The 26593-nt window shown below is 68.3% G+C and carries 23 protein-coding genes; 4 read left to right on the plus strand and 19 right to left on the minus strand.

Annotation, left to right across the window (positions count from 1 at the left end):
• Window positions 1–192 precede the first annotated feature (192 nt).
• Window positions 193–2997, minus strand: a complete 2805-nt coding sequence (locus KV203_RS18285; protein WP_066469612.1) for an FAD-binding and (Fe-S)-binding domain-containing protein — start codon at window positions 2995–2997, stop codon at window positions 193–195.
• A 53-nt stretch (window positions 2998–3050) separates the two neighbouring features.
• Between KV203_RS18285 and KV203_RS18290 the strand changes: the two genes are divergently transcribed.
• Complete coding sequence (locus tag KV203_RS18290) at window positions 3051–4934, plus strand: ABC transporter ATP-binding protein (RefSeq protein WP_066469611.1); 1884 nt, start codon at window positions 3051–3053, stop codon at window positions 4932–4934.
• A gap of 16 nt (window positions 4935–4950) precedes the next feature.
• Here KV203_RS18290 and KV203_RS18295 read toward each other — a convergent pair whose 3' ends face one another.
• The 8 genes from KV203_RS18295 to KV203_RS18330 form a co-directional block, all read right to left on the minus strand.
• Window positions 4951–5853, minus strand: coding sequence for an MHYT domain-containing protein (locus tag KV203_RS18295; RefSeq protein WP_246600215.1), 903 nt, complete (start codon window positions 5851–5853; stop codon window positions 4951–4953).
• Window positions 5854–5866: 13 nt separating this feature from the next.
• Complete coding sequence (locus KV203_RS18300; RefSeq protein ID WP_083529974.1) at window positions 5867–6520, minus strand: GTP-binding protein; 654 nt, start codon at window positions 6518–6520, stop codon at window positions 5867–5869.
• Complete coding sequence (locus tag KV203_RS18305) at window positions 6456–6830, minus strand: DUF742 domain-containing protein (protein ID WP_066469350.1); 375 nt, start codon at window positions 6828–6830, stop codon at window positions 6456–6458. Before KV203_RS18305 ends, KV203_RS18300 begins: the two co-directional genes overlap by 65 nt.
• 6 nt (window positions 6831–6836) lie before the next feature.
• Window positions 6837–7235: a roadblock/LC7 domain-containing protein gene (locus tag KV203_RS18310; RefSeq protein ID WP_066469348.1), complete on the minus strand. Its 399-nt coding sequence runs from the start codon at window positions 7233–7235 to the stop codon at window positions 6837–6839.
• Complete coding sequence (locus KV203_RS18315; RefSeq protein WP_066469346.1) at window positions 7232–9895, minus strand: sensor histidine kinase; 2664 nt, start codon at window positions 9893–9895, stop codon at window positions 7232–7234. Before KV203_RS18315 ends, KV203_RS18310 begins: the two co-directional genes overlap by 4 nt.
• 469 nt (window positions 9896–10364) lie before the next feature.
• Entirely contained in the window at window positions 10365–12236 is a 1872-nt protein-coding gene (locus tag KV203_RS18320; RefSeq protein ID WP_066469344.1) for a Na+/H+ antiporter, read from the minus strand.
• A 100-nt stretch (window positions 12237–12336) separates the two neighbouring features.
• Window positions 12337–12651: an AzlD domain-containing protein gene (locus KV203_RS18325; RefSeq protein ID WP_066469340.1), complete on the minus strand. Its 315-nt coding sequence runs from the start codon at window positions 12649–12651 to the stop codon at window positions 12337–12339.
• Complete coding sequence (locus KV203_RS18330) at window positions 12648–13340, minus strand: AzlC family ABC transporter permease (protein WP_083529973.1); 693 nt, start codon at window positions 13338–13340, stop codon at window positions 12648–12650. The genes KV203_RS18325 and KV203_RS18330 overlap by 4 nt, the downstream gene beginning before the upstream one ends.
• Before the next feature lie 81 nt (window positions 13341–13421).
• Here KV203_RS18330 and KV203_RS18335 point away from each other — a divergent pair, with 81 nt between their 5' ends.
• The 3 genes from KV203_RS18335 (at window position 13422) to KV203_RS18345 (ending at window position 16155) form a co-directional block, all read left to right on the plus strand.
• Complete coding sequence (locus KV203_RS18335; protein WP_066469609.1) at window positions 13422–14000, plus strand: helix-turn-helix domain-containing protein; 579 nt, start codon at window positions 13422–13424, stop codon at window positions 13998–14000.
• A gap of 95 nt (window positions 14001–14095) precedes the next feature.
• Window positions 14096–15247, plus strand: a complete 1152-nt coding sequence (gene lhgO, locus KV203_RS18340; RefSeq protein WP_066469608.1) for an L-2-hydroxyglutarate oxidase — start codon at window positions 14096–14098, stop codon at window positions 15245–15247.
• Between the two features lie 428 nt (window positions 15248–15675).
• Window positions 15676–16155, plus strand: a complete 480-nt coding sequence (locus tag KV203_RS18345) for a ribonuclease H family protein (RefSeq protein WP_066469339.1) — start codon at window positions 15676–15678, stop codon at window positions 16153–16155.
• 122 nt (window positions 16156–16277) lie between these two features.
• Here KV203_RS18345 and KV203_RS18350 read toward each other — a convergent pair whose 3' ends face one another.
• The 10 genes from KV203_RS18350 to KV203_RS18395 all read right to left on the minus strand — a co-directional run bounded on the left by KV203_RS18350 (window position 16278) and on the right by KV203_RS18395 (window position 26591).
• The gene (locus tag KV203_RS18350) at window positions 16278–17003 is read right to left on the minus strand and encodes a hypothetical protein (RefSeq protein ID WP_066469338.1); all 726 of its coding nucleotides are present in this window, start codon (window positions 17001–17003) and stop codon (window positions 16278–16280) included.
• 76 nt (window positions 17004–17079) lie between these two features.
• Entirely contained in the window at window positions 17080–17697 is a 618-nt protein-coding gene (locus tag KV203_RS18355) for a hypothetical protein (protein ID WP_157079768.1), read from the minus strand.
• 201 nt (window positions 17698–17898) lie between these two features.
• Window positions 17899–19071, minus strand: coding sequence for an MlaD family protein (locus KV203_RS18360; RefSeq protein ID WP_066469334.1), 1173 nt, complete (start codon window positions 19069–19071; stop codon window positions 17899–17901).
• On the minus strand, window positions 19068–20222 hold the full coding sequence (locus KV203_RS18365) for an MCE family protein (protein WP_066469328.1): 1155 nt from the start codon (window positions 20220–20222) through the stop codon (window positions 19068–19070). The genes KV203_RS18360 and KV203_RS18365 overlap by 4 nt, the downstream gene beginning before the upstream one ends.
• A complete protein-coding gene (locus tag KV203_RS18370; RefSeq protein ID WP_157079767.1) occupies window positions 20219–21307 on the minus strand; it encodes an MCE family protein in 1089 nt (362 codons plus the stop codon). The genes KV203_RS18365 and KV203_RS18370 overlap by 4 nt, the downstream gene beginning before the upstream one ends.
• Window positions 21304–22314, minus strand: coding sequence for an MCE family protein (locus KV203_RS18375; RefSeq protein ID WP_066469606.1), 1011 nt, complete (start codon window positions 22312–22314; stop codon window positions 21304–21306). The genes KV203_RS18370 and KV203_RS18375 overlap by 4 nt, the downstream gene beginning before the upstream one ends.
• Window positions 22314–23348, minus strand: coding sequence for an MCE family protein (locus tag KV203_RS18380; protein ID WP_066469325.1), 1035 nt, complete (start codon window positions 23346–23348; stop codon window positions 22314–22316). The genes KV203_RS18375 and KV203_RS18380 overlap by 1 nt, the downstream gene beginning before the upstream one ends.
• Window positions 23345–24862, minus strand: a complete 1518-nt coding sequence (locus KV203_RS18385) for an MCE family protein (protein ID WP_066469323.1) — start codon at window positions 24860–24862, stop codon at window positions 23345–23347. The genes KV203_RS18380 and KV203_RS18385 overlap by 4 nt, the downstream gene beginning before the upstream one ends.
• Window positions 24863–24877: 15 nt before the next feature.
• The gene (locus tag KV203_RS18390) at window positions 24878–25741 is read right to left on the minus strand and encodes an ABC transporter permease (RefSeq protein WP_066469320.1); all 864 of its coding nucleotides are present in this window, start codon (window positions 25739–25741) and stop codon (window positions 24878–24880) included.
• A 1-nt stretch (window position 25742) separates the two neighbouring features.
• Complete coding sequence (locus KV203_RS18395) at window positions 25743–26591, minus strand: MlaE family ABC transporter permease (RefSeq protein WP_066469318.1); 849 nt, start codon at window positions 26589–26591, stop codon at window positions 25743–25745.
• Between the last annotated feature and the right edge of the window lie 2 nt (window positions 26592–26593).

The following is a 26593-nucleotide window of genomic DNA, read 5'->3' on the forward strand; positions in this document are numbered from 1 at the left end:
GGTTCACAGCCTGCAGTTTGTAACATGTATGACAATCCTTGCGACAATATCTACCAGGACGATCGCCGAACAAGCCGATACTCGACGTGGTATTGCATTTCTCGGCCCGGAGGAGAAGACCCACTACATGATCACCGAACTGATCAACGCCATTCTCGGTCTGTGGGGCGGCGTGTTCGCCGGCAGCAGCGGCTATGAGGTACCTCCCGGGGTCCTCCCGTTCGGGAGCTGACCGTCCCGGTCGGGTCCGCGTAGTAGCTGCGCCAGATGCCGGCCGGTACGACCGCCGAGTTGGCGAGCCTGGGTCCGGCAGGAGAAGCCGTCCGCCACGAACAACGCGTCCGGGCGGGCGCGCAACGCGGGCAGCAGCGCCCGTTCGGCGATCGCGGTCGAGAGCCGCAGGTGGCCACGCTCCATCCCGAAATTGCCGGCCATCCCGCAACAGCCGGTGAGCTCCACGACCTGGGCACCGGTGGCGGCGAGCAGCGCCCGATCCGGCCCGAACCCGAACACGGCGTGCTGATGGCAGTGCGGCTGCACCACGACCGCCGTTCCGGCCAGCTGCGGCAGCGCCGGGAGCGGTCGTTCGGTCAAGAACTCGGCCAGCGTCCGAGTTGCGGCGGCGATCGCGCCGGCCCGCGGATCGTCGCCGAGCAGCTCCGGCAGCTCGGCCCGCAGCACCGCGGTACACGACGGCTCCAGCCCGACCACCAGCCCACCGGACCGGACGTGCCCGGCCAACGCATCGAGCGTCGACCGGAGCCGACGCCGCGCCCCGTCCAACTGGCCGGTGGTGATCCAGGTCAACCCGCAACACAGCCCGGGTTCGGACACCCGTACCCGGCCACCGACCGACTCGATCAGCTCGACCGCCGCCGCGGCGATCTCCGGCGCGAACGCGTCGGTGAAGGTATCGACCCAGAGCAGCACGTCGGCCGCGTCCGCCGGCCGGCTCCGATGCCGACGGAAACTCGTTCCGGCCAGCGCCGGGACCGGCCGGCCCGGGTCCAGCCCGGCGCGCGCCATCGCGAACCGGCGCAGCCCGGGACGGCCCGCGGCGACGTTGACCAACCGCGGTGCCCGGCTCGCCAGCCGCAACCACCACGGCAGCCGGCCCAGTGTGTAATGCGATATCGGGCGTCGGCGGCCCTGATAGCGCCGGTACAACGCCTCGCTTTTGTACGTCGCGAGATCGACTCCGGCCGGGCATTCGGCGGCGCACGCCTTGCAGGACAGGCACCACTCGAGCGAGTCGGCCAGCTCCGCCGAGGCCCAGCCGCCCGGGGTGAGCGACCCGCCGGTGACCACCTCCTGCAGCACCCGCGCCCGGCCCCGGGTGCTGTCCGTCTCGTCCCGGGTCGCCTGGTAGGACGGGCACATGAATCCGGTGTCCGCGCGACACCGGCCGATCCCGGTGCAGCGGTGCACCGCCCGGCTCAGGTCACCGGCGTCGACCAGCAGGGCAAAGCCCCGAGCCGGGACCGGCGCGCCGGCGCGGGCCGGCCGCAGGTCGGCATCGACCGCCGCGGGCGCCACCAACACCCCCGGATTCAGCCGGTCGGCCGGATCGAACAACGCCTTGAAACCGGCGAAGGCAGCCAGCGCGGCCGGTGAGTACATCGCCGGCAGCAGTTCGGATCGGGCCCGGCCGTCGCCGTGCTCCCCGGACAACGAGCCACCGTGCCGCGCCACCAATGCGGCGGCGTCGAACAGGAACGCGCGGAACCGGTGCGGCGCGTCGGCCAGCGGGAAGTCCAATCGAACGTGCACGCAACCGTCCCCGAAGTGCCCGTAGAGCAGCCCGTCCACCCCGTGCGCCGCGGTCAGCTCGGCGAACTCACGCAGATAGGTGCCGAGTCGGTGCACCGGTACCGCCGCGTCTTCCCAGCCCGGCCAGGCCGGCGCGCCGTCCGGGGTGCGGCCGGCCAGCCCGGCGCCGTCGGCCCGGATTCGCCAGAGCGCGGATACCTCGGCCGGGTCGGTCACCACCCGGGCCGGTGCGTCGTGGCCGGCGGCGAGCTCGGCCGCCCGGGCGTCGGCACCGGCCTGATCGGCCCCGGCGGTCTCGACGAACAGCCAGCCGCCGCCGGCCGGCAGCTCGGGCACCCCGCCGCGATGTCGACGGACCACATCGACCAAGCGGGCATCCAGCCCTTCCAGGGCGAGCGGCCGCGCCGCGACCAGATGCGCGGCCGCCTCGGCAGCGGCGGCCATGTCCGGATAGCCGAACGCGACGAAACCGGTCGCCGCCGGTACCGGGACCAGCTCGACCGTCGCCGTGAGCAGTAGCCCGCAGGTGCCCTCGGTGCCGGCGAACGCCGCCGCGAGGTCCGAACCTCGTTCCGGCAGCAGATGCTCGAGCGAGTAGCCGGACGCCTGCCGGGAGAACCGACCGAACTCGGTGCGCAGCAGCGCCAGGTTCGCGCGCACGAAGTCGGCCAGACCGGGCACCGGATCCAGGCCGGCGGCAAGCCGCCGCCGCGTCCCGCTCCCGTCGAGAATGTCCAGCTCGCGCAGATTCTCGCCGGTCCGCCCCCAGGCCACCGCGCGCGGTCCGCAGGCATTGTTGCCGATCATCCCGCCGAGCGTGCACCGGTCCTGCGACGACGGATCCGGGCCGAACCGTAACCCGGACCGACCGGCCGCCCGCTGCAGGTCGGCGAGCACCACCCCCGGTTGCACCACGGCGAGCCGGGTGGCGGCGTCGATCGAGACGATCCGGTTCAGGTGCCGGCTGTAATCGAGCACCAATCCCGGGCCGACCGCGTTGCCGGCCATCGACGTGCCGCCGCCGCGGGCGGTGACCGACGAACCGTGCTCGGCCGCGAACGCGAGGGTCTCGGCGACGTCGTCGGCCGAGCGCGGGAACACGACCGCGGTCGGCGGCACCCGGTAGTTCGAGGCGTCGGTGGCGTACTCGGCTCGCCGCCGGCTCGAGTCGTCCAGCTCACCGGCGAGCCGGGCCCGGAGGCGAGCGAGCGGGAGCGCGGTCACCAGGTCACCGTAGCCTCGATCCCGATATCGAGCGGGGCACCGGATGGAGGAACGCCATGAGCATGGAAGCCGTCGCCTGGGGCCAGATGTACCGGCAATCGCAAGCGCCCGACGAACGCCGGCCGTTCCGCTGGGCAACCGTCCGCCGGATTGCCGGGTTCGCGCGGCCGCACCGGCGGACGCTGGCCGCCTTTCTGGTGCTGTCGGTCGTCTCCGCGGGGCTGGCGGTGGCCACCCCGGTGCTCGCCGGCCGGGTGGTGAACGCGATCGTCGGCCAAAGCCCGACCCGGGTCGTGGTCGGCCTGGCGTCGGCGATCGCCGTGCTGGCGATCTTCGATGCCGCGCTCGGGTTGGTCCTGCGGTGGTTCTCCGCCCGGATCGGCGAGGGATTGATCCTGGATCTGCGCACCACCGTCTTCGACCACGTTCAGACGATGCCGATCGCATTCTTCACCCGCACCCGGACCGGGGCGCTGGTCAGCCGGCTGAACAACGACGTGATCGGCGCCCAACGGGCGTTCAGCGACACCTTGTCCGGGGTGGTCGCGAACCTGGTGCAGTTGGTGCTCACGGCGGCGGTGATGGTCCGGATCTCCTGGCAGGTCACGCTGCTGGCGCTGGTGCTGCTACCGGTGTTCGTGGTTCCGGCGCGCCGGATGGGCAATCGGTTGGCCGGCATCCAGCGCGAAGCCGCCGACCACGACGCGGCGATGAGCACCCAGATGACCGAGCGGTTCTCCGCGCCGGGCGCGACGCTGGTGAAGCTGTTCGGCCGGCCGGACCTGGAGTCCGCCGAGTTCGCCGCACGAGCGCGCCGGGTCCGCGACATCGGGGTGCGGACGGCACTGGTCCAGACGGTGTTCGTGACGTCGTTGACCCTGGTATCGGCGCTGGCCGTCGCCGTGGTCTACGGGTTGGGCGGCTTCTACGCCCTGCGCGGGCAGCTCGACGCCGGCGCGGTCGTCGCGCTGTCGCTGCTGCTCACCCGGCTGTATGCGCCGCTGACCGGGCTCGCCAGCGCTCGGTTGGAGGTGATGTCGGCACTGGTCAGTTTCGAGCGGGTGTTCGAGGTACTGGACCTGCAGCCGTTGATCAGCGATCGGCCGGACGCCCGCAGCGTACCGACCGGGCCGGTGTCGGTCGAGCTGGTCGACGTGCGCTTCGGTTATCCGGCCGCGGACCAGGTTTCGCTCGCCTCGCTGGAGGAGGTGAGCACCCTCGATTCGCGCGCCGGGGTGGAGGTGTTGCACGGAATTTCACTGCGGGCCGAACCCGGAAAGTTGGTCGCGCTGGTCGGTTCTTCGGGCGCCGGCAAGTCGACGATCGCCCAGTTGGTGGCGCGGCTCTACGACGTGGATTCCGGTGCGGTTCGGCTGGCCGGCGTCGACGTCCGCGACCTGACCGCGCGCTCGATCCGCGAGACGGTCGGCATGGTGACCCAGGACGGGCACCTGTTCCACGAGTCGATCCGGGCGAACCTGCTGCTCGCCCGGCCGGAAGCGACCGAGACGCAGCTGTGGGACGCGTTGCGCCGGGCCCGCTTGGCCGAGCTGGTCGCCGGCCTGGCGGACGGGCTGGACACGGTGGTCGGGGAACGTGGCTACCGACTGTCCGGGGGCGAGCGCCAGCGCCTGACCATCGCCCGGCTGCTGCTCAAACAACCGCGGGTGGTGATCCTGGACGAGGCGACCGCCTCCTTGGACTCCACCTCCGAGCTGGCGGTGCAGGAAGCGCTGACCGAAGCGCTGACCGGCCGAACTGCGCTGGTGATCGCCCACCGGCTGTCCACGATTCGCGCGGCCGACGAAATCTTGGTGATCGAGGACGGTCGGGTGGTCGAGCGCGGCACGCATGCGGTGCTGCTCGCCGCGGCCGGCCGGTACGCCGAGCTCTACCGAACCCAGTACGCGACGGCCGTCCCCGCGCCACCCGTCGGGTGAGCGCGGGGACCGGACCTCAGCTGGAGATGATCGGCCGCCGGTTCAAGGCACCGAGCAGGCCGGGGGCCGCACCCGGCTCCGGGCCGCTCGGGTCCATGCCGGCGTCGGCCAGCAGGTCGGCCCTCGCGGCGAAATCATCGTGCTCGTCGTCGGCGTCGGCGTTCGTGCCGGCCATCATCACCGCGGTGATCAGGATGGCCAAGGCGAGCAGGCCGAGAACGAACACCGGGAAAACGAACGAGAACACGTCCAGGCCGGACGGAACCGGAGCGGCCGGGTCCAGCCGCACCTTCACCGCGGCCATCGCGGTCATGTGCATGCCGAGCAAAGCCAAGGCAATCACGAAACCGGCGGCGATCCGAACCGTCGCGCTGTCCACCACCAGGGTGAACCAGAGCGCGGCGGTCGAGCCGACCACCGCGATCACGATCGAGGCCACCACCAGATTGGTTTCGTAGACGAAGCTGCCCTGCACCCGGAATGCCCACATGCCGGTGTAATGCATCAGGCTCACGCCGAGCCCCATCACGAGACCACCGAGCAGCAACCGGGGCAGGATCATCGTCCGCCCGACGATCACCAGGCCGACGAACACCGCCGAGATCGCCAGCACCGCCGAGGCGAACATCCAACCCAAGTCGTACCGCACGGCGCTGCCGGGCACGGTGAAGCCGATCATCGAAATGAAGTGCATCAACCAGATCCCGATACCACCGAACGCCACCGCGGCCGCCGCCAACCAGCGCAACCGCAACGAGTCCGAGTCCACCTTCGCCGACCACCGCGCACACGACAGCCCGACGATCGAACCGGCGAGTGATATCAGGAATGCCAGATACAGCAACCACACACCCATCCCGAAATGGCTCACCGAGACCAAATCTCGATCCTCCTGGGCCAGTAGCGATGTCGTGATCACGGGGGTTCTCCTGTCAGTGGGACGCCTGCGCCGGGGCAGAGCCCAGCTGTTCGAGCGCGTACTTCGTCACCACGATCAGTGCCGACCGAGCCGAAGCCGTCTCGCGAGCATCGATTCCGATGATCGGAATGTCGTCGCGGATTGCCAGCGCTCGACGAATCTCCTCTTCGCGATAGCGAGGAGCCCCGTCGAAGGCATTGACCGCGATGATGAACGGCACGCGGCGATCTTCGAAGAAGTCGATCACCGCGAAGCTGTCCTCGATGCGTCTCGTGTCCACCAGAACGATCGCCCCGACAGCGCCGCGCACCAAGTCGTCCCACATGAACCAAAAACGTCGCTGCCCGGGAGTCCCGAACAGGTACAACACAAAATCGTCGGCCAGCGTGATCCGCCCGAAGTCCATGGCGACGGTCGTCGAGCTTTTGCTCGGCGTCGCCGCCAGGTCGTCCACGCCTTCGGATTCCGCCGTGACCAGAGCTTCGGTCCGCAACGGCAAGATCTCCGACACCGCGCCCACGAAGGTCGTCTTACCGACCCCGAAGCCGCCGGCAATGACGATCTTGGTCGAGGTGAATTCGCGCGCCTGAGCGCCGTTTCCGTCAGAGAGCCTGGAGTCCACGCAGGGTCCTTTCCAGTAGGGCCCGACGATCAGCAACGGTTGCATCGGCGCCGAGCGTGGCGTTCACCCTCAGGTAGCCCGCCATCACCAAGTCACCGATGATCACTCGGATGACACCGAGTGGTCGCTTGAGATGCGCCGCGATTTCGGCAACGGACAGCCGCTGCGTCGAGCAGCGTGCGACGATCTCGGCCCGCACGTCGCCGGATGGCCAATCGACGTGGGACGTGTGCGGCATTGTATCGATAACTGCTTCGATGGGGAGCTCGATGTCCGGCTCGGTCCGACCGGCCGTCAGAGCGTACGGCCGGATCCGAGTCGGTCCTCGTTTCTTCTCCGGTTGTTGATCAGGCATCCGTCATCACTGCGCAGTGCGCGCACTCGCCTGAACGGTCGACCCGACCCGTTCGACCAGCAGCGCCATCTCATAGGCAATCCGGCCGATGTCGTTGGACTTGGTGGCCAACGCGGCGAGATGCGAGCCGTTGCCCACGCCCATGATCAACAGGTAGCCGTGCTGCATCTCGACGATCGACTGCAGTACCGGACCACCCTCGAACAGCTGCGCAGCACCGGCGGACAAGCTGGCCAACCCGGCGGTCACCGCGGCCAGCTGCTCGGCCCGATCGGCGGGCAGCTTGGTGCTGGACGCCATCAACAGGCCGTCGGCCGATACGAGCACGGCGTGGGTGACGCCCGGGACATCATGCGCGAACCTGCTGACAAGCCAGTCCAGGCCACCCTCGGTCCCCTTGCTCATCGGTTTTCTCCTTCTCCGTTGCTGTCCGTCTTGTCGTTGTCGCCCTGATCTCCATCGGTGACGGCGCGCGCCTTGAACACTCCGCTGAAGTGAGCGTTCAAATTGTTGCGCAAAGCCACCGGATCACGGCTACCCGACGTTGCCGTCGCAGCGATCGAACCCGGGACCAGCCGGTTCCCAGGCCGGCGGACCGGCAGTCCGCCCTCGGTTCGTTCGAGCGGCTCGGCCTGCGTGGCCTTCTCCGCCGCCTCCCAGCCCGAATCGGACGGGGACGACCAGGTTTGCGCCGGCTTCGTATCTGTCGGCTCGGCAAACCATTCGGACACCATATTCGCGAAGATGGGGGTCGAACCCTGCGGTGGGGGTACCGGAGCCAACACCGTCGGCCGGCGCGGCGCGGACCGGGCCGGGGTCTGCTGCATCGGGCGACGCACCGGCAGCTCGGTCGAGCCCGGACGGCGGGTCGGCAGCGACCCGTCATCACTGTCGTCGTCGCTGTCGTCGCTCGCCTGGTCCCGGTCGTCACGACCGCGTGCGGCCCGATCGACACCGCCGCGGGTAGCCCGATCGTCACGACCGCGTGCGGCCCGATCGTCACGACCGCGTGCAGCCCGATCGTCGCTCCCCCGGGGCCGGCCGTCACCATCACGTGCGGCCCGGTCGTCAGCACCGGCGGGATCGGCGCCCCCGGCATCGTCGCTGTCCGCGTCGTCGAGCACCGGCAGCGGCGGCGGTGTGACCGGAGCCAGGTTCGGCGCTCGGTGCACCGGCCGCTCGGCGTCGGCCACCCCGATCGGCGCCTGCGGCAACTTGGCCAGCGAGACATCGCGGCCCGATCCGGGTTCCCGACCGGCCGCCGGTTCCCCGGGGGTGACCACCAGGTCCGGCGGCAGGTGCACGCCCGCGGTGACCCCACCACGACGGGTCGCCGCGGAGGTCCGGTGCAGGGTGACCCCGACGTTGTGCCGACCGGCCAGCCGGCCGACCACGAACAGACCCATCCGGCGTGCGGTGTCCGGCGTGACCTCACCACCCGCGGCGAGCGCCTGGTTCGCGCCGGCCAGGTCCGCCTCGGACATCCCGAGGCCGTGATCGACGATCTCGATCAGGTAGCCGGCGTCGGCGGTGCGATGCACGCTGACGTTCACCGTGGTGTCCGGCGGCGAGTACCGCAGTGCGTTGTCCATCAGCTCCGCGACCACGTGCACCACGTCACCCGCGGCGGCCGAACTGACCAGCGCGTCCGGCGCCTGCCCGATCTCGATCCGGGTGTACTCCTCGACCTCGGACTGGGCGCTGTGCAGGATCTCGGTGAACGACATGTCGGCGTCGTCGACCCGGCGCTGCCGGGTACCGGCCAGCACCAGCAGGTTGTCGCCGTTGCGCCGCATCCGGGTGGCCAGGTGGTCCAACCGGTACAGGCTGTCCAACCGCTTCGGATCGTTCTCGTCCCGTTCCAGGCTCTCGATCAGGCCCAGCTGCTTCTCGATCAAGGACTGGCTGCGCCGCGACAGCGTCTCGAACATCCGGCTGACCTGCAGCCGCAGCTGCGCCTGCTCACCGGCGAGCGACACCGCCTGCTCGTGGATGTTGTCGACGGCCCGGGCCAGCTGCCCGATCTCCTCGTTGCTGTGCACCCCGACCGGCTCGATCTGCGGGATCGGCGCACCCCGGCGTACCCGGTCGACCTCGGCCGGCAGCTGATGCTGCGCCACGTTCAGGGCGGCGATCCGCACCTTGCGGATCGGCGCGACCAACGACCGGGCCACGGTGAGCGCCAGGACCAGCGCGAGCAGGACCGCACCGAGGATCAGCGCCATGTCCCGCAACGCCCCGGCGCGGACCTCGCGGGCCTTGTCCACCAGGGTGTTCTCCAGCGAGCTGGACAACGACTCGGTCAGCTGGTTGTAGGTTTCCACGCTGGACCGGACGGACCCGGTGATCGCCGGGCTCTGCGCCGGCTCACCGCCGGGTTGGGCGAAGGTGTCGATCCGCGACTGGGCGTCCTGCCGGAGCGCGATCGCATCCTGGCTGGCCGAGCCGGCGATCCGGTTCATCGCGTCCAGCGAGGACACCTCGCTACCGGTGGCGGCGAGGATCTTCGCCCGGGCCGACGGATTCTCGTCCGCGTCCCGGCCGGCGATCAAGACCCGCTCGGTGGCGAGCGAGCTGCGCGCGGTCAGCGCGGCGACCAGGAGGTCGCGCGGCTTGCGGACATCGGCCTGGTCGACGTCGACCGCCGCGGAGACGATGTCGGCGACCTTGGCGGTCACCGTCTGCGTGCGGTCGGCGAGCTGCGCGGAGGACGCAGATCCGCCGGTGCCGGCATTCTCCTGGAGCGCCGAAGCGGTGGTCACCGCGGTGGCGATCCCGGCGGCGACATCGGGCTGCAGAGCGTTGGTCTTGGCGGACTGTTCCAGCGCCTCGGTGGCATCCCGGAAGCGGGCGGCGGTGGGATCGGTCATCGCGTTGGCAGCGGCAGCCGCGGCAAAATCTTCGGCGGCGGCACCGAAGTCCACCGCGGTCCCGACCACGTCGACCTGGTCGGCGGCCTGCCCGAGCTCGCTGCCCGCGCGCAGCTCGGTGGTGATCCGCAGCGCGCCGATGGCGATGGCGAGCAGCACGGGGACAGCAAGGACCGCGAAGACTTTCCAGCGCACTGGCCAGTCCGACAGTGAGCGGGAAGGCGATGCCGTCCCCGGTCGTGATTTCACGATGCTCCAATCCGTGGTTGCGACGGCAGCGTCGCATACCGACTACTACGTCCTCCGCACCCCGACGTGCACTAGCCGATTTCCGGATATACCCGGCCGAAAGTCCGCCCCTGAACAGACTAATGGTTCGGATTCTCGCCAGGGAACATACCGCATAGCGGGCGAAATGTCAGTTGTGCTGCACAAATAAGGGCTTATCGGTAACCACTCCGAGGCAAAGCACACACCCGGCAACATTACCGCCGTCATGCTCACGACCACCTCGGAAATCAGGCCTGCCGCTGGAGTGTAATTCGGCAGACTGCACCCCGCGCTACGAATGCCCACGAAAATAGGGCTCGCTGTGCGGTCCGCGCAAGTCCGACCCGCAGCTGCCGCCGAAGCCGGGCATCGGGTCTGGTCTACCGAGATCACGTCAGCCCAGCATCTCATCGACGTAGCACCATCGCCACTCCTCCCCGGGCTCCAAGCTCCGCATCACCGGATGGCCGGTCTCGGCGAAGTGCCGACTGGCGTGTGCATGCGGCGACGAATCGCAGCAGGCAACATGTCCGCAATCGAGGCAGAGCCGCAGATGGACCCAGCTCGATTCCTCGGCGACACAGTCTCCGCAGCGCCCGGGCGTATCCGGCACCCGGGTGATCGGCGCGGCCGCGAGGTGTGCGCAGGCGGCGCCGTTACCGGCCAGCACCTCGGGCCGGGCATCGTCGTCCACCTCCTCGATCCGGTCGATCATCGATTCCTCGACGTCCAAGCTGGTCATCACGGCCTGCAGCACCTCGTGGTCCACCCCGCCGGCGGCGCGGACGGCCAGCACTTCGGCCCGTTCGGCGGCCAGCATCGCCAGTCGCAGCCGCCGGTATTCCGCACTCGGCGTGCGGTGATCGGCCTCGGCCGGGCCGAGCCGCTCCCACGAGGCGTTGGAGCGCTGCTCCAACCGAGCCCGCAGCGCCGCCACCACGGCCGGCGGGGTGTCCGGGCCGGCCGCATCGTCCAATGTGCGCAGTCCGGCGGCCCCGGCCCGCTGCAGCAGTTGCGCCTCCTGCAGCGCGTCCTCGATCCGGCTGGGCCCCCGCAAATTGAGCCGGCGAACCAACCAGGGCAGCGACGATCCCTGTGCCAGCAATGTTCCAGCGACCACCACCAGAGCGAACAATTTGAGGACATCCAACTCGGGGGTGTCGGTCGGCAGCAGCAGCACCGCGGCCAAGGTCACCACACCGCGCATCCCGGCCCAGGACACCACCGCGGGAAACTGCCAAGCCGGCGCCGGATCGTTACGCGCCCGAGCCCGCAGCACCAGGAACCGCACCGCCGGAATGATCCAGATCAACCGGGCGAGGACGACCGCCGCCAACACCGCAGCGCACGCGAGGATCAACCGGAGGTGCGACAGATCGCTGGACCACGCGTTCTCCAGGATCGAGCGCAACTGCAACCCGATCACCAGGAACACCGAACTCTCCAGGATGAACTGGACGGTGCGCCAGTTCGTCCGTTCCGCGATCCGCGACGAGGCGTTCTGCAGCTTCGGAGCCGCGTGCCCGAGCATCATGCCGCAGACCACCACCGCGATCACGCCGGAGGCATGCACGTGCTCCGCCGGCAGATAGGCGACGAACGGCGCCAGCAACGACAAGGTGGTGTCGAGGACCGGATCGGTGAGCCGCTTGCGCAGGGCGGCCAGGATGAACGCCGTTGCCAACCCGATCAGCACGCCGCCACCGGCCGCGATCAGGAAGTCCCGGCCCGCGGTCCAGACGCTCACCGCACCTGCCGACGCAGCGATCGCGGTGCGCAGCGTGACCAGGGCGGTGGCGTCGTTGAACAGCGACTCGCCCTCCAGGATGGTGACGATCTGCCGGGGCAGGCCGATCCGGCGGGCCACCGCGGTCGCGGCCACGGCGTCCGGCGGCGCCACCACCGCGCCCAGGGCCACGGCAACCGAGTACGGCACCGGGATCAACAACCAGACCACCGTGGCGACGCAGAACGTGGTGAACAGCACGAGCCCGACCGAGAGCAACAGGATCGGGCGGATGTTGGCCCGGAAGTCGATCAACGAGGTGTTGATCGCCGCGGTATAGAGCAGTGGCGGTAGCACGCCGAGCAGGACCACTTCCGGCTCGATGTGCACCTCGGGCACGAACGACAGATAGGAGCCGATCATGCCGGCGACCGTCAGCGCGAACGGTTCCGAGAGGCCGACGCTCCGAGCGAGCGCCGCGATCGCGGTCGCCGTCGCGACGAGCAAGACGATTCCGCCAGCGTAATCCACCCGCCGCATCCTGCCAGTCGGCGCGCGGGGGTGCCCGTCAGGACGGGGAAAGCTCGTCCGGTGGGATCAGCTCGGCCGGCACGCGACATACCCGGCGACCACCGCCACCTCAAGCCACCCCACACCAGCGCAGCGCGGCGGTGGTGCCCGACGCGGCCACGACCACCAGCACGAACGGCGCTCGACGAACGGCCAGCACGCCACCGACCAACGCCCCGGCCGGACGTGCCCAGCCGGCGAAATGCTGGCCGTCGATCACTGTGGCGGTCGCGATCACCGCCACCAGCAACACCACAGCGGCGGTCCCGACCAACGCCTGGAGGCGAGCCGGCGGCCGGCAGCGGTCGTGCAGCGCCGGCCCGGCCGCACGCAGCGCGAGCGTGCCCACGGCAAGCAGGCCGAGCGCCGCCGGTATGCCGATCATCGCGCCCGCTCGAGCAGCGGCACCAGCACCAACCCGAGCAGCGCGAGCAGCACCGGCACGCCGGCCGGCAGCACCGCGCTCGCCGGCACGGCGATGCCCGCACCGAGCAGCGCAGCGGCCCGCGCGACCGGCTCCCGCAATGCGGGCAGCACCAGCGCGAGGAGTACGGCCGGAAACGCCGCGTCCAACCCCAGCACCGCCGGGTCGGCGAGGCTGGTGCCGGCCAACGCCGTACCGATCGACACCCCGGCCAGCACGCCCGCGTTCCAGCCGACGAACAGGGCGAGACCGCTGAGCCAGAAGACCGCCCGCCGCGTGCCCGGCTCGACCCGGGCCAGAGTGAAGGCGGCCGACTCGTCGGTGATCAGATGCGCGCCGATCAGCCGCTGCCACCGACCCGGGCCGAGCGCGTCGGCGACCGCCAGGCCGAACGGCAGGTGCCGGGCGTTCACCACGACGCCGGCGAGCGCCGCCGCGAGCGGACTTCCGCCGCCGGCCACGACCGCCAGGAAGAGAAACTGTGCCGCACCGGCGAACACCAGGACCGACAACGCCATGGGCAGCCACACCGGGAATCCTTCGGCTACCGCTATCACGCCGAACGACACGCCGACGACCCCATCCGCGAGACAGACCAGGCCGATCTCTTGTACGGTCTGGCGGTCAACTGTTCGTAATATCGAACGCATTGACCTATGGTGCGGCCGCGCGTCACCGTTCGTCAAGACGAACATCCAGCATGACAGAGCGAACAAAAGATGAGGTTCCCGATGACCTTCGACGACAGTGCGCGCCCCGCCGACGGCTCGCCCCTCGACGTCATCGCGGCCTCGATCCGGCGCGAGCGGGACCGGGCCGGGCTGTCGCTGACCGAGCTCGCGCGGCGGGCCGGCATCGCAAAGTCGACCTTGTCCCAACTCGAATCGGGTAACGCGAACCCGAGCGTGGAAACCCTGTGGGCGCTCGGCGTTGCGCTCGGCGTACCGTTCGCCCGGCTGGTCGAGCCGCCGCGCCCGCGGGTCCAGGTCATCCGGGCCGGGCAAGGCCCCACCGTGCAGGCCGAACAGGCCGACTACCGGGCCACCTTGGTCGCGTCCTGCCCGCCGAACGCGCGCCGCGACATCTACCGGATCGCTGCCGAACCCGGCCCACCGCGGCGGGCCGACCCACACCAGCCCGGGGTGATCGAACATGTGATCCTGATGACCGGCCGGGCCCGGGTCGGTCCGGCCGACGAACCGGTCGAACTCGCGCCGGGCGATTACGTCGGATACCCGGGCGACCTGCCGCATGTCTTCGAAGCACTGGTGCCCGACACCCGGGCCGTCCTCGTTTCGGAGTACCTCTGAGCCGTGCGGAACGTGCCGCACTGCCGCGCCGTGCCTAGGCTGGCCGGGTGAGCGCGACCTACGACTTCTGCGTGGTCGGCGGCGGCATCGTCGGCATGGCCACGGCCCGACAGCTCTTGGCCGAACGACCCGGGGCGAGCCTGGTCCTGCTGGAGAAGGAGGCCGCACCGGCCACCCATCAGACCGGACACAACAGCGGAGTGGTGCATTCGGGAATCTACTACCCGCCGGGCAGCCTCAAGGCGCGACTGTGCCGCCGGGGCGCCGAGCTGACCGCCCGGTTCGCCGCCGAACACGACATCCCGCATCGGGTCTGCGGCAAGCTGCTGGTCGCTACCGACACCGTCGAGCTGGCCCGAATGCATGTACTCCACGAGCGGGCCCGGATCAACGGGCCGGCGGTGACCGAACTCGACGCCGCCGAGCTCCACCGCCGCGAACCGCACATCGTCGGGCTCGGCGCCCTGTTCGTTCCGGGCACCGGAATCGTCGACTACCGCCGGATCACCACAACACTGGCCGAGCTCGTCCGCTCGGCCGGCGGCCGGATCCGACTCGATACGCCGATCACGGCGATCGAGGAAAATACCGACCGGGTCACCGTCGCCGGGCCGACCGGGTCGTGGACCGCGCGTCGGCTCGTGGTCTGCGCCGGGCTGCAAGCCGACCGAATGGCCCGGCTCGGCGGCATCCGCACCGACTTCCGAATCCTGCCGTTCCGCGGCGAGTACTACCGGCTGCCGGCCGAACGGAGCGACCTGGTGCGCGCGCTGATCTATCCGATACCCGACCCCGCCCTACCGTTCCTCGGGGTGCACCTGAGCCCGACCATCGACGGGCTGCTCACCGTCGGTCCGAACGCCGTGCTCGGGCTGGCCCGCGAGCGATACCCGAAGGGCAGCGCCACCGCCCGCGATATTCGTGAAATCCTCGATTTTCCCGGCTTCTACCGGGTTGCCCGGGCAAATATCCGAACCGGCGCCCGTGAATTGCGAAATTCTTTTTTCAAGCGGGGCTATCTCGAGCAATGCCGCCGGTACTGCCCCGAACTGACCCGTGCCGATCTCCGCCCGCACCCCGCCGGGATCCGCGCCCAGGCAGTGCTCCGCGACGGGACCCTGGTGCACGACTTCATGATCGAACAAACGCCGCGCTCGGTGCATCTGCTCAATGCGCCCTCCCCGGCGGCAACGTCGGCGCTACCGATCGCCGAGACGGTTGCCGGCTACGTGCTGCGCGGGCAGTGATACGTGCAAGGAAATCGGCTGATAACCTCATCTGCCCCTAAGTCTGCCGGATGGCTCGGGCAACGACGCTGCGATAGCCTTGGAATACCAGGGTGAAACAGGTCGGACTCGAGTATCGGTGGGGGTCGAGCCGTGCGGGGACAGATCGCGGGGGCGCGGGAACCCGGACGCTCCCGGCGGTTGCGGGCGGAATGCAACCGCGATTATGCGATGTACACCGTGGCCTTCACTCCGCTCGGGCGTGGCAGCTCGATGATGACCCGCCACCTGGATTACCCTGCGTCCATCGGCTGGACCGGACGTGCCGGTGCGCGGCTGTCGGGCATTCTCGTGACCGACCGGCCCCGACTTTCGGAGCGTCAGTTACGTAGGGAGACAATTAAATTGCACGGCGACAACCTTGTCGACCGAACGAGCCGGGGCGCGCGATGATCATCGTCAGCACGGACGGCTCCTGTCTGCACAATCCGGGTGGAGCGATCGGCTGGGCCTGGGTGAATCATGCTGGCGGTAGCGCCAGCGGTGGCGCGCCGAGCGGCACCAATCAAATCGCCGAACTGCGCGCCGTCCTGGCGGCGATCGAGGCACATCCCGGCAGCGAGCCACTCTCGGTCGAGAGCGACTCGATCTATGCGATCAAATGTGCCTCCGAGTGGCTGCCGAACTGGCGTCGCAACGGCTGGCGAACCAGCTCCGGCGGCCCGGTCCGCAACCTCGACCTGATCCGACGAATCGATCAGGCGCTGACCGAACGGCCGGGGCCGGTGCGATTCCGCTGGATTCGCGGTCACGTCGGCGACTTCTTCAACGAGCAGGCCGACGCGCTGGCCGGTGCGGCAGCCCGCGAGGCGCGCGCCGCGGCCGCCGGAACCACCGACCCGTCGGCCGAACCCGTGACCGGCCGCTGACCGAAGGTCCTCGGCCGATCTGTGCCCGGGACAGCTCCGCCCGGGACAACTCCGCCCCGGACAACAAAGCCGGGTGACGCTCCGGTCGATCCGGAACGCCACCCGACCCGCAACGACGACGGTCAGCCGGCCGGCGCAGGCGACGGCGTGCTCGATCCCGGAGCGGGCGCCGGCGCGCTCGGCGTGGACTCGGGGGCACCACTCGGCGCCGGCGCGCTACTCGATGCCGGGGCACCGCTGCTGGGCGCCGGGGCACCGCTGCTGGGTGGCGCCGACTCCGGGGCCGCGCCGCCGGCGGTACCGAGGAACGGTGCATCCACCTTCGAGGCGAGCCAGTGACCGTCCACCTTCTGCATCGTCATCACCATGGCCACCTGACCCGGTGCGGACTGGCCCTGGGTCAGCACGCTGCTGATCGACCGGCCGACCGCAACGACCACCTCGGCCCGTTCGGAATCGCCCGACTTGACCGCACACTGCACATCGTTGAGCTGCGACTTCAGCTGGCCCTGGCCGACCAGCTCTCGATATTGCGGCGCGTCCTTGGCGAACTGGTCCTTCCAGTCGCCGGTGGCGCCGGCCAGCACGTCGCTGATGAAGGTATCCATCGTCGCCTGGTCGAAGTTCACCAGCTTCGGCGCGTAGTCACAGGCCGCCTGGCGCGCCTCGTCCCGGGCTTCGTTGTCCGACCGCAGGGTCCAGTACTTCCAGAAGAAGAAGCCGGCCAAGGCGAGGGCCGCGACCAACAACGCCGACAGCACGATCGGCATCACCGGCCGACGTTTGTCACCCGTCGGCGTCGCTCCACCGGCGTCCTGCGGCTCGGCGGACTTGTCTAGCTCGCTCATCGATTCCTCTCTACCAGGGTGTCGAATCCGACGACTGTCGGTCTGCACCCTTTATCGGTTACCCGGACCCCCGACATCACGGTCCGAGGAATGGTGCGTTGAACTTGGCGACCAGCCATCGCCCATCGACATTCTGCATGCTCATCACGACGAAGACCGGCGGGCCCTGCTGCATCTGGCCCTGGGTATCGGTCGCCGACAGCGATTGGGTCACGTAGGTGACGATCTCGGCGTTGCTTTCGTCACCGGACTTCACCCCGCACTCCGGGCTACCGCCTTGTCCCTTCACCTGCTTCTCGGTGAAGTTCTTCCGCATCTCCGGCTCGGCCGAGGCCAGCATCTGCTGCCACTCCCCGGTCGCGCCGTCCTCGGCCGCCTTGAAGAACGGGTCGAGATTGGCCGAGTCGTAGTTGACGAGCGCATTGATATACCGGCAAGCAGCTTCCCGAGCCGACTGCTGGGCTACCAGAATGCCGCTCGCGTCGTCGTTCTTCAGGTTCCGATACTGCAGGTAGAAGAACACGGCACTGACCACCGACGCCAACACGAGCAGGCCCGCGAGGCCCAGTACCAGCGAACGTGAACCCAGCCGCCGGCTCCCGGCGGTCGCGGTATCGCCGGTCGCCGCGGTATCGCCGGTCGCCGCTGTATCGCCGGTCGCCGCCGTGTCGGCGGACCCGGTCTTATCGGGCACTGCGTTGTCCGCCGCTGTGTTGTCCGCTGCTGTGTTGTCCGCCGTTCCTCCCGACTCGTCGGGAACAGGCGTCTTTTCCTCAGGCATCGCTTCGATCGGCACTTCCCCCGGCCGTCGAAGCCGGATCGTCGAGGTGGTCCGGCACCAGCCGGGCCGTGCGTCACCGACTACCCGACGGCAGCGTGACGCACGGCCCCGAGGCTACCGCGGTTGATTCCTGGCCGGATCCGGGTCGGACAGCTGGCCCGGGTCGGCACCGGGCGGCATCGACGCGCCGTTGTTCGGCACGTCCGGCCGCGGCGCATTCGCCGAACCACGAACCTGGATCCGCGGGTTGTCGGTGACGCAGTAGTTCCACAGCGGCACCCGGCCGTCGCCGATCGCCGTCGGCGACACCGGCGCGGTGTTGTAGTAGCAGGTCGGCCGGGAGAACACGTCCGCCACGGTATGGAACTCACCGTCGTGCGCGGGGACACCGACCGCAGTCAGACCCTTCTGCAACGAGGGGAACAGCAGCGACAACGCCGGTGCCCGTAGCTGAGCCGCCTTGCTGACCCGGACGAAATCGTTCGCCAGGCGGGTCAGCGGGTCCATATTGGTCGACACCGTGCCACCCAACGTCGACAGCTGACCCGGCGCCGTGTCGAAGGCTTTCCGCAGTTCGCCGTCGGCCGCCACCGCCTGATCGAAGATCAACTGTGAGCTGCGGGTGAGCGTGCCCAGATCCGGCTGGATCCGGGTGGTCTCGCCGGCGATCAACCGGAGGTTGGTCAACAGCGAAACCGTCTGCGGCAGATAGGCGTCCATGCCGGTCGTGATCAGGCTCAGGCCGTTGATCAGGCGCCGCAACTGGTCCGGCCCACCACCCAGTGCCTTGTCCATCTCGTTCAGGATCACTTCGTAGCGATCCGGATTGATGCTGGCGATCAGCTGGCTGGAGTTGGCCAACACCTCCGGGATCGGCACCGGCAGCGACACCCGGTCACGCGAGATGACCGCGCCATCTTCCAGGAACGGGGCCTGATCGGTATCCGGGCGAAAGTCGATGTACTGCTCACCCGCGGCCGAAAGCGCATGCACCGCAACTGTTCCGCTCGCCGGAATGTGCGCCGAACCGTCGATCTCGACCTCGGCGCGCACCCCCTTCTCGGTCAAGGAGATCGACTTCACCTGACCGACCCGGTAGCCGCGGTAGGTCACGTCGCTGCGCGGCTGCAAGCCGCCGGAGCGGTCCATGTCCACCGTGACCGCGTAGGTCCGCTTGAACGGATTCACCCGCGCGGTGTCGAACACCAGGAAGCTCAGGCCGACCAACAGCAACGCCACCAGCCCCAGATTCGAGACCAGGACCTTATGACGACGAATCCATTTCATCGGGTGCCCCCTTCGCCCGGCTGGATCGGCGGCGGCGCCTGACCGGTAATTCGTGAATAGGCACGCTGCAGTACCTGGACGATGCTGTACGTCATGTCGTTCAACGTCCGCAGATCCGGCAGCTGCTGACCCTCCGGATCATGCAAGGCGCCGATGCTCAGATACCGCAGGGTCGACGCCTGGGTCAGCGCCGTGCCTTCCATACTCGCGTTGACCTTCGGCTTGATCGTCTCGACCGCCTCCAGCGCCGGCCCGAGCGTATCCCGGGCCTGGCCCAATCCGGTCATCAGCCGGTCGGTGCTGTCCAGCAATCCGCTGAGCTGCGGACCGGTGGTCTTGGCGAAGTCGCCGAGCGCCGCACTGGCGGTCGATACCTTGCTGAGCAGGCCGGCGATGTTCTGGTTGTTCTCCGAAATCGTGGAGATCATCGGTGGCAGCGCGTCGGCGAGCTGACCGAGCTCGTCGCGCCGCTGACTCAACGTGGCCAGCGTCGTATCGAACTCGCGCAACACCCCGTCGATCCGGTCGGTGTTCTGGTTCAAACTGCTCACCACTCCGGTGAGCTCGACGATCAGATGGGAGAGCAGCGGACCCCGGCCGCCGATCGTCGAATCCAGCTCGGTGGTGATCCGGGCCAGCTGGTTGATCGCACCGCCGTTGATCAAGGCGGTCACCGACAGCAGCAACTGTTCGACCGACGCGCCGGCCGACGTCTGATCGATCGGGATCGTGTCGCCGTCCTGCAACAACTGGTCCCCGGCCTTGCGCGGCGGCATCGACATCGCCACGAACACGTCGCCGAGCGGAGTCGCCTGCCGTAGCTCGGCCGTCGTGCCCGTGGGCAGCTGGATGTCGTTGCGGATCTTCATGTCGATGTTCGCCTGGAAGTTCGACGTCGAGATGCCGGTGACCACACCGACATCCGAACCGCCGACCCGCACCTTCGCCTGGTCGGGCAGGTTGAGCGCATTGGCGAAGACCGCGTGCAGCTCGTAGCTGTCGCCGACGCCCGGCTTCGGCAGCGGAATCTGGTCGATGGTCAGACCACAACCCGACACCAGGGTCGTGGTCGCCACGGCGACCGTGGCCACCAGGCCCCGGCGGAGCCGCGTCCGGGCCGCGGTACCCGCGGTCGGTGTCTGTGCGGTCATTGTGTCATTCCCATCAGGGCCGCAGTGAGACCGAAGTCGGGGCCGAAATCGGACATCTTTCCGGTACGGCAGCCGTCGGCCTGCATCTTCACCCGCTCGCAGAACAGCGAGATCAGTTCCCCGTCGAAGATGTTGCGCTCCAACTGGGCATGCAGCCGGATCGCGCCGCCGTCCTGGCCGTAGTCGATCGCGTTCGCCACGTTCTGCATCAGCAACGGCGTGACGTCGACCACCTCGGTGAGCTGCCAGGCGTTGCGTTTGAGCAGATCGGTGGTCTGGGTCAGATTGTTCAGCGAGCTGGTCAGCTCCGGGCCTTTGGTGGCCAGCACCGTGCTGGTGTTGGCCAGGAAGATGTCCAGCTGCTGCAGTACCGCCTGCAGACCCGGGGCCTGCTCGGCGAGCATGCCGGACACGGTCGTGACCTGGCCGGAGAAGTTCTGCAAGGCCTGCTGGTTGTCCTGGATCGTCTGGGTCAGCTCGTTCAGCTTGACGATCGAGTTGGTCAGCGCGTCCCGGTTGGTCACGGTCAGGTCGATGGTGCTCGACAGCGCCTTGACCGTGTCGTTGATCTTCTGCCCGTTGCCTTCCAGCGCCTTCACCAGCACGCCACCGGACAACGGCCCTTCCTTGCCGTCGCCCTTGAGCGCCGACGCCAGATCGTCCACGGTCTGCAGCACCCGATCGAGTTCGACCGGCGTGCGCGTGCGCTGCAACGGAATGTGGTCACCGTCGGCCAGCATCGGACCGTTCCCCGAGTACGCCGGCGTCAGTTCGACGTGCCGGTTGGTCACCAGCGACGGCGAGACCTGAGCGGCGATCGCATCGGCCGGCACCTTGACCTTCGGGTCGATCGACATCCGCACCTCGACGAAGGTGCCTTTCGGCTCGACCGAATCGATCTTGCCGACCGGCAACCCGAGCACCGACACCGGGTTACCCGGATACATGCCGGCGATGTTCTCGAAGTCCGCGGTGATGTTCATCTTGTCGGCCGCGAACGGGTTGCTGGCCGAGCAGGCCGACGCAGCACCCAGCGCGCAGATCGTCAGCACCTTCGCGGTCGTGCTGATCAGCTTCGATTTCATTTGCATCCCTGCACTACATCGACGCGGCAAAGCCAGTTGTCCGGGAACAGCCACGGCAGCGCGACATCGCCGTACGGTCCGTTACCCACCACGTTGTTGAACTGCCGAACGGTCACCGGCATGATCTGCAGCAGTCGGTTCAGCTGGTCGTTGTTCTTCTGCAAGCCCTGCGACATCGTGTTCAGGTCGCTGATCAGCGTGCCGAGCTGGTTATCGTTGCTGGCACCGATCTCGTCCAGCTGCCGGGTGAGCGTCCCGACGTTGTCCAGCAGTTGCTTGATCAGCTGCTGCCGCTCCTGTACCCGCTGGGTGATCGCTTCCCCCTGGGTGATGATCAGCATGATGCCGTTGCGATTGTCCGACAGCACGTTCGATACCGAGCTGAGGTTCTTCAGCAGCGACTGCACCTCGTCGCGACGCTGATCGACCACCTTCGCCAGCACGCCGACGCTGTCCAGCGCCTGGGCGGTGAGCTGCGGCGAGTCGCCGATCTGGGTAGCGAGTTGATCGATCGCCTGCGCCGCCTGCTTGGTGTCCAGCCCCTCCAACCGGTCGAACTGGCTGGTGTACTGCGGGTCGTTCACCACCTTGCCCAGGTTGAACGGGACGGTCGTGTTGGTGATCGGGATCCGGTCACCGGGCAAGCCGCTGCCGTCGCCCGGATCCAGATCCACGTAGATCTGGCCGAGGACCGTCGCCTGCTTGATCGCCGCGTGCGCGTCCGGACCGAGGTTGACGCTCTTGTCGATCTCCAGTGTCGACAACACGTGGTCGCCCTCGAGCTTCTGATCCCGTACTTCGCCCACCGGGACGCCGGCCACCCGGACCTTGGCCCCGCTGGTCAACCCGGCCGCCTGGACGAACTCGGCGTCGACGTTCTTAGTGCCGATCGCCGCGGCTTTGAGCACGCTGGCCCCGACCACCAAGCCGACCAGGACCAGAGCACCGAGCATGCCCAGCCAGAAGTATTTCTGTGCGCCGAAGTTCGGCTTCGAGAACCTGGCCATCAGCGGCACACCTCCGAGTGACGTTGCCCGAAGATCATGTCGGACACGGTCGAGAACCAGCGCTCCGGCAACAGCACGCCCCAGAGCGAGACATCCAGATCGCACACGTAGGCGGTGGCGAAAGCGCCGTTACTGGTGATCCGAGCCAGATCGGTCAACAGCGTGGGCGCCGAGATCGCGGTCTGGTCGAGCTGCGCACCGTGCGAGATCAACATGCCGATCGCGTCGTTGGCGCTGCGCTGGGTCTGCGCCAGCTTCGGCTGCACCTGGCCGACCATGTTCACGATCGCGGTCGTGGAGTCGGCCAGCTGCACCGTCGAGTTCTGCAGCGACTGCCCCTGCTCGTACAGTCCGGTCAGCAAGGTGCGGGTTTGCGTTAGCAGGGTTTCCAGCTGGTCGCCACGCGCGGCCAGACCCTCCATCACGCCACTCAGGTTGTCGATGATGTCGCCGAGGATGACATCGCGCTGCTGGAACTCCGATGCCACCGACGCTGCCTGGGTGATGAACGTGCTCAACGACACGCCGTCGCCCTGCAGCGCCTGGATCAGGGTCTCGGTCAGGTTGTTGACCTGCTTCGGCTGCAACACGCTGAACAGCGGCTCGAATCCGCCGAGCAGTGCCGACACGTCGAACGACGGCTCGGTGCGCTCCAACGGAATCGTTCCGCCGTCCGCCAGCGGATTGCCCTTGCCCTCACCCGGCGCCAGCGAGACGTAGCGCTGGCCGATCAGGTTCTGGTACCGAACCAGCGCCTTGGTGTTGTCGTAGAGCTGCTGATCGCGCTCGACGACGAAATCGACGGTGGCGTTGTTCTTGTCGTCCAGCTCGATCGAACTGACCCGGCCGACCCGCACCCCGGCCATCCGGACGTCGTCGCCCGCCTTCAGTCCGAGGACGTCGGAGAAGGTGGCCGAGTAGTCGTTGGTCGGTCCGTCGACCGACCGCTGCAGCGTCGACCAGATCACCCAGGTGACCAGGATCGAGACGATCGCGAAGAAGCTGAACCCGATCAGCGGTTTACGGATACTCACCGCTCACCTCCCTCGACGGTCGCGGCGGGCACCTGGCGGAGCTTGGCACCGGCGAACAGCGGACCGAGCAGCAGTAGCTGCGTGGCACTCGGCCGGCCGCCGGCGAAGGCGCTCACCGCGGCATCGCCGGTGTAGGACGCCGGCCGGACCGCCGCGGGCTGGGCGCCCTGCACCGGTTGGCCGGGAATCAAGCCGCTCAGCGGCGTACCCGCGAACGGATCGGCCGGAATCGTCGGCAAGGCCGGGGCCGGAGCCGTCGGCGACGCCGGGGCAGCGGCGGGCTGCTGGCTCGGCGCAGCCGGTGCGCCGGGCAGGGCCAGCCCACCGGGGAGCTGCAGGTTCGGCAGTTGCACGTTCGGCAGCTGCGGCAGACCCGGCAGTGCCGGAATCGACGCGGCGGCCTCGGCTCGCCGGGGTTGCAGCTCGGGTGGCAACGTCCCCGGATCGCCTACCGCAGGCGCGGTTGCACAGCTCGGCGCCGCAAGGTCGCCGTAGCGCGGGCAGTCGTCGCGGGAGTACGGCCGGAACGGCGTGAACGTGGCATCCAAACTCCAGACCATCTGCTGCGACGGCCCGTAGTGGAAGACAGTGTCCAGCCGGCGCATCGAGTCGTTCAGCGCGGCGACCGTGCCGGGGATCGCCGACTGTTCCGTGGTAAGCGCACCGAAGGTGGCGTTGAGCCCGGTGACGATGTTCTTGCCGGAGTCCGGGTTCTGCGCGAACAGCTGATTGACGCTGTCGAACGTGCCGCCGGCGCCGGTCAGCAGGTTGACGAACTCACCGCGCTTCTCGGCGATCGTGCGTGCGGTGACCGAAAGGCTGCCCAGGCTGTCCAGCAGCTGCGGCTGCGACTCGTTGAGTCCCCGCGCCGCGGTGGAGAAGTTGCTCAGATCCTGACTCAGGTCGGGAATCGAGTTGTCGACCGCGGTCAACCACTTGTCCAGCCGCTCGATCGTGCTACCGGGGGCCCGACCGCTGCCGTCGAGCGCATCGGCCAGCGTGCCGACGACGCGAGCGATCTTCATCGGGTCCAGCTTGTCCAGGATTCGCTGCAACGTCGTGAGGGTGTCCTGCAACGCGATCGTCGAGCGACTCTTGTCCTCTTGAATCGTGTCACCGTTTTCCAGGCCCGGCGCGGGCCCGTTGTCGAGGAACTCCACCGCGGTCACCGCGAACACATTGCTCGGGATGACCCGGGCGGTGACGGTGTTCGGGATGCCGTCCGCGAACTCCGGCTTCAGCTTGATGGCAACCTCTTGCAGCTCGCCCTTCGCGGCGACCTCGACCTTGTCGACGGAGCCGACGAAGATGCCGCGGAACTTGACGTCGGCGTTCGCCGGCAAGCCGTCACCGGTGGTGGTCAGCTGGGCGGTGACGTCGACCGTTTTCTTGAAGACACCCAGGTAGCGCGCCATGAGCAGGGTCGTAATCAGGCCGACGACAAGTATCACCGCCACCCCGGCCAACATCAGCTGGCGGAGCGTAGGTCCGCGCCCGCTCGGATCGATGATCATCTGGTTCGAGTCCCCTTATCCGGAAATCCTGATGCCGGGGTCGAGGCCCCAGATACCGAGCGTGAGCAGCAAGTTGGCGACCACCACGATGACGAACGTGGCCTTGATGGCGCGGCCTGCGGCGACACCCACGCCCTCCGGGCCGCCGGACGCGAAGAAGCCGTAGTAGCACTGGATGAACGTGGCCAGCATGACGAAGACGATCGCCTTGAGGAAGGAGTAGATGATGTCGGTAGGCGTCAAGAACTGGTGGAAGTAGTGCATGTAGGTACCGTTGCTGACATCACCGATCAGCCCGACCGTGATCGAGGTGGACATATAGGCGACAACCAGGCCGATGCTGTACAGCGGAATGATGGCGACCATCGCGGCGAACACCCGGGTACTGATCAGGTACGGCAGCGGGCGGATGGCGATCGCGTCGAGCGCGTCGATCTCTTCGGCGATCCGCTGCGAGCCGAGCTGCGCGGTGAACCGGCAGCCGGCCTGTGCGGCGAAGCCGAGGGCGCACAGGATCGGCCCGAACTCGCGGGTGCTACCGAACGCCGAGATCGCACCGGTGACCGGGCCGATACTGAGCAGATTCAGGTTGGTATAGGCCTCGAGGCCGATGGTCATACCGCCGAAGGCGCTCAGGATGATCACCACGCCGACCGTGCCGCCACCGACCACGATCGAGCCGTTACCCCAGGTCACATCGCCGATCAGGCGAAACACTTCCTTGCGGTACTGCTTGAGCGCGAGCGGGATGGACGCCATGGTCCGGATGAAGAAGAAGCCCATATGGCCCATGCGGGCGATCTGGCCGAGGAACCCGCTCCAGACACTGCGCAGCGCTGCGGCCGGCCGCAGCAGCGGGGGTACGTACGTCGCCGACATCTCAGACCGCCTGACTCGGGAAGAGCGTGTTGTAGATCTGCGTGATGATCACGTTCATGCCGAACAGCAGCAGCGCCGACTGCACGACGGCCGCGTTCACCGCGTTCGCCACCCCGCCCGGACCGCCCTTCGCGTTGAGCCCCAGATCGCAGGCGATAATCGCGCAAAGCAGGCCGAAGATCAGCGATTTCAGCAAAGCAACGATCAGGTCGTTGGCTACGGCGAACGCCGCGAAGGTCCCGATGAACGAGCCCGGCGTGCCGCTTTGGGCGAAGATGAAGAACATGTAAGTTGCCAGGAAACCTACGAAGACCACGAAACCGCAGAGCAAAACACTGACAAGCATTGCCGCCGCAAGCCGAGGTGCGACCAGCCGTCGCATCGGGTCGACACCCATCACCTTCATGGCATCGATCTCTTCGCGGATGGTCCGGGAACCGAGATCCGCGCAGATCGCCGAACCGACTGCGCCGGAGATCATCAGCGTGGTGACCAGCGGCGCGCCCTGGCGGATGATGCCGAGGCCGATCGCGGCACCCATGAACGACGTAGCACCGAGTTGCCCGACCAGGCTACCGACCTGGACGGAGATGACGACACCGAGCGGAATGGCCACGACGAGGGTAGGGAGAGCGGACACATTCGCCATGAACGCGCATTGTTTGATGAACTCGCCGAACGGGAACTTCCCCCGGAACAGATCGCCGAAGAGCTGAGCGATCGCCTGGATCCCCATGGTGATCTGACGCCCGAAGGTCTCCAGAGAGCGCTTCGGATGATCGCGCCAGTAACCACGTAGCCAATCCGTCGACGCGGACAGCCTGGATGGCTTCGGCGGACTCTCCGTCATTG

Origin of the sequence: Skermania piniformis (assembly GCF_019285775.1) — a bacterium.
Lineage (GTDB): Bacteria > Actinomycetota > Actinomycetes > Mycobacteriales > Mycobacteriaceae > Skermania > Skermania pinensis.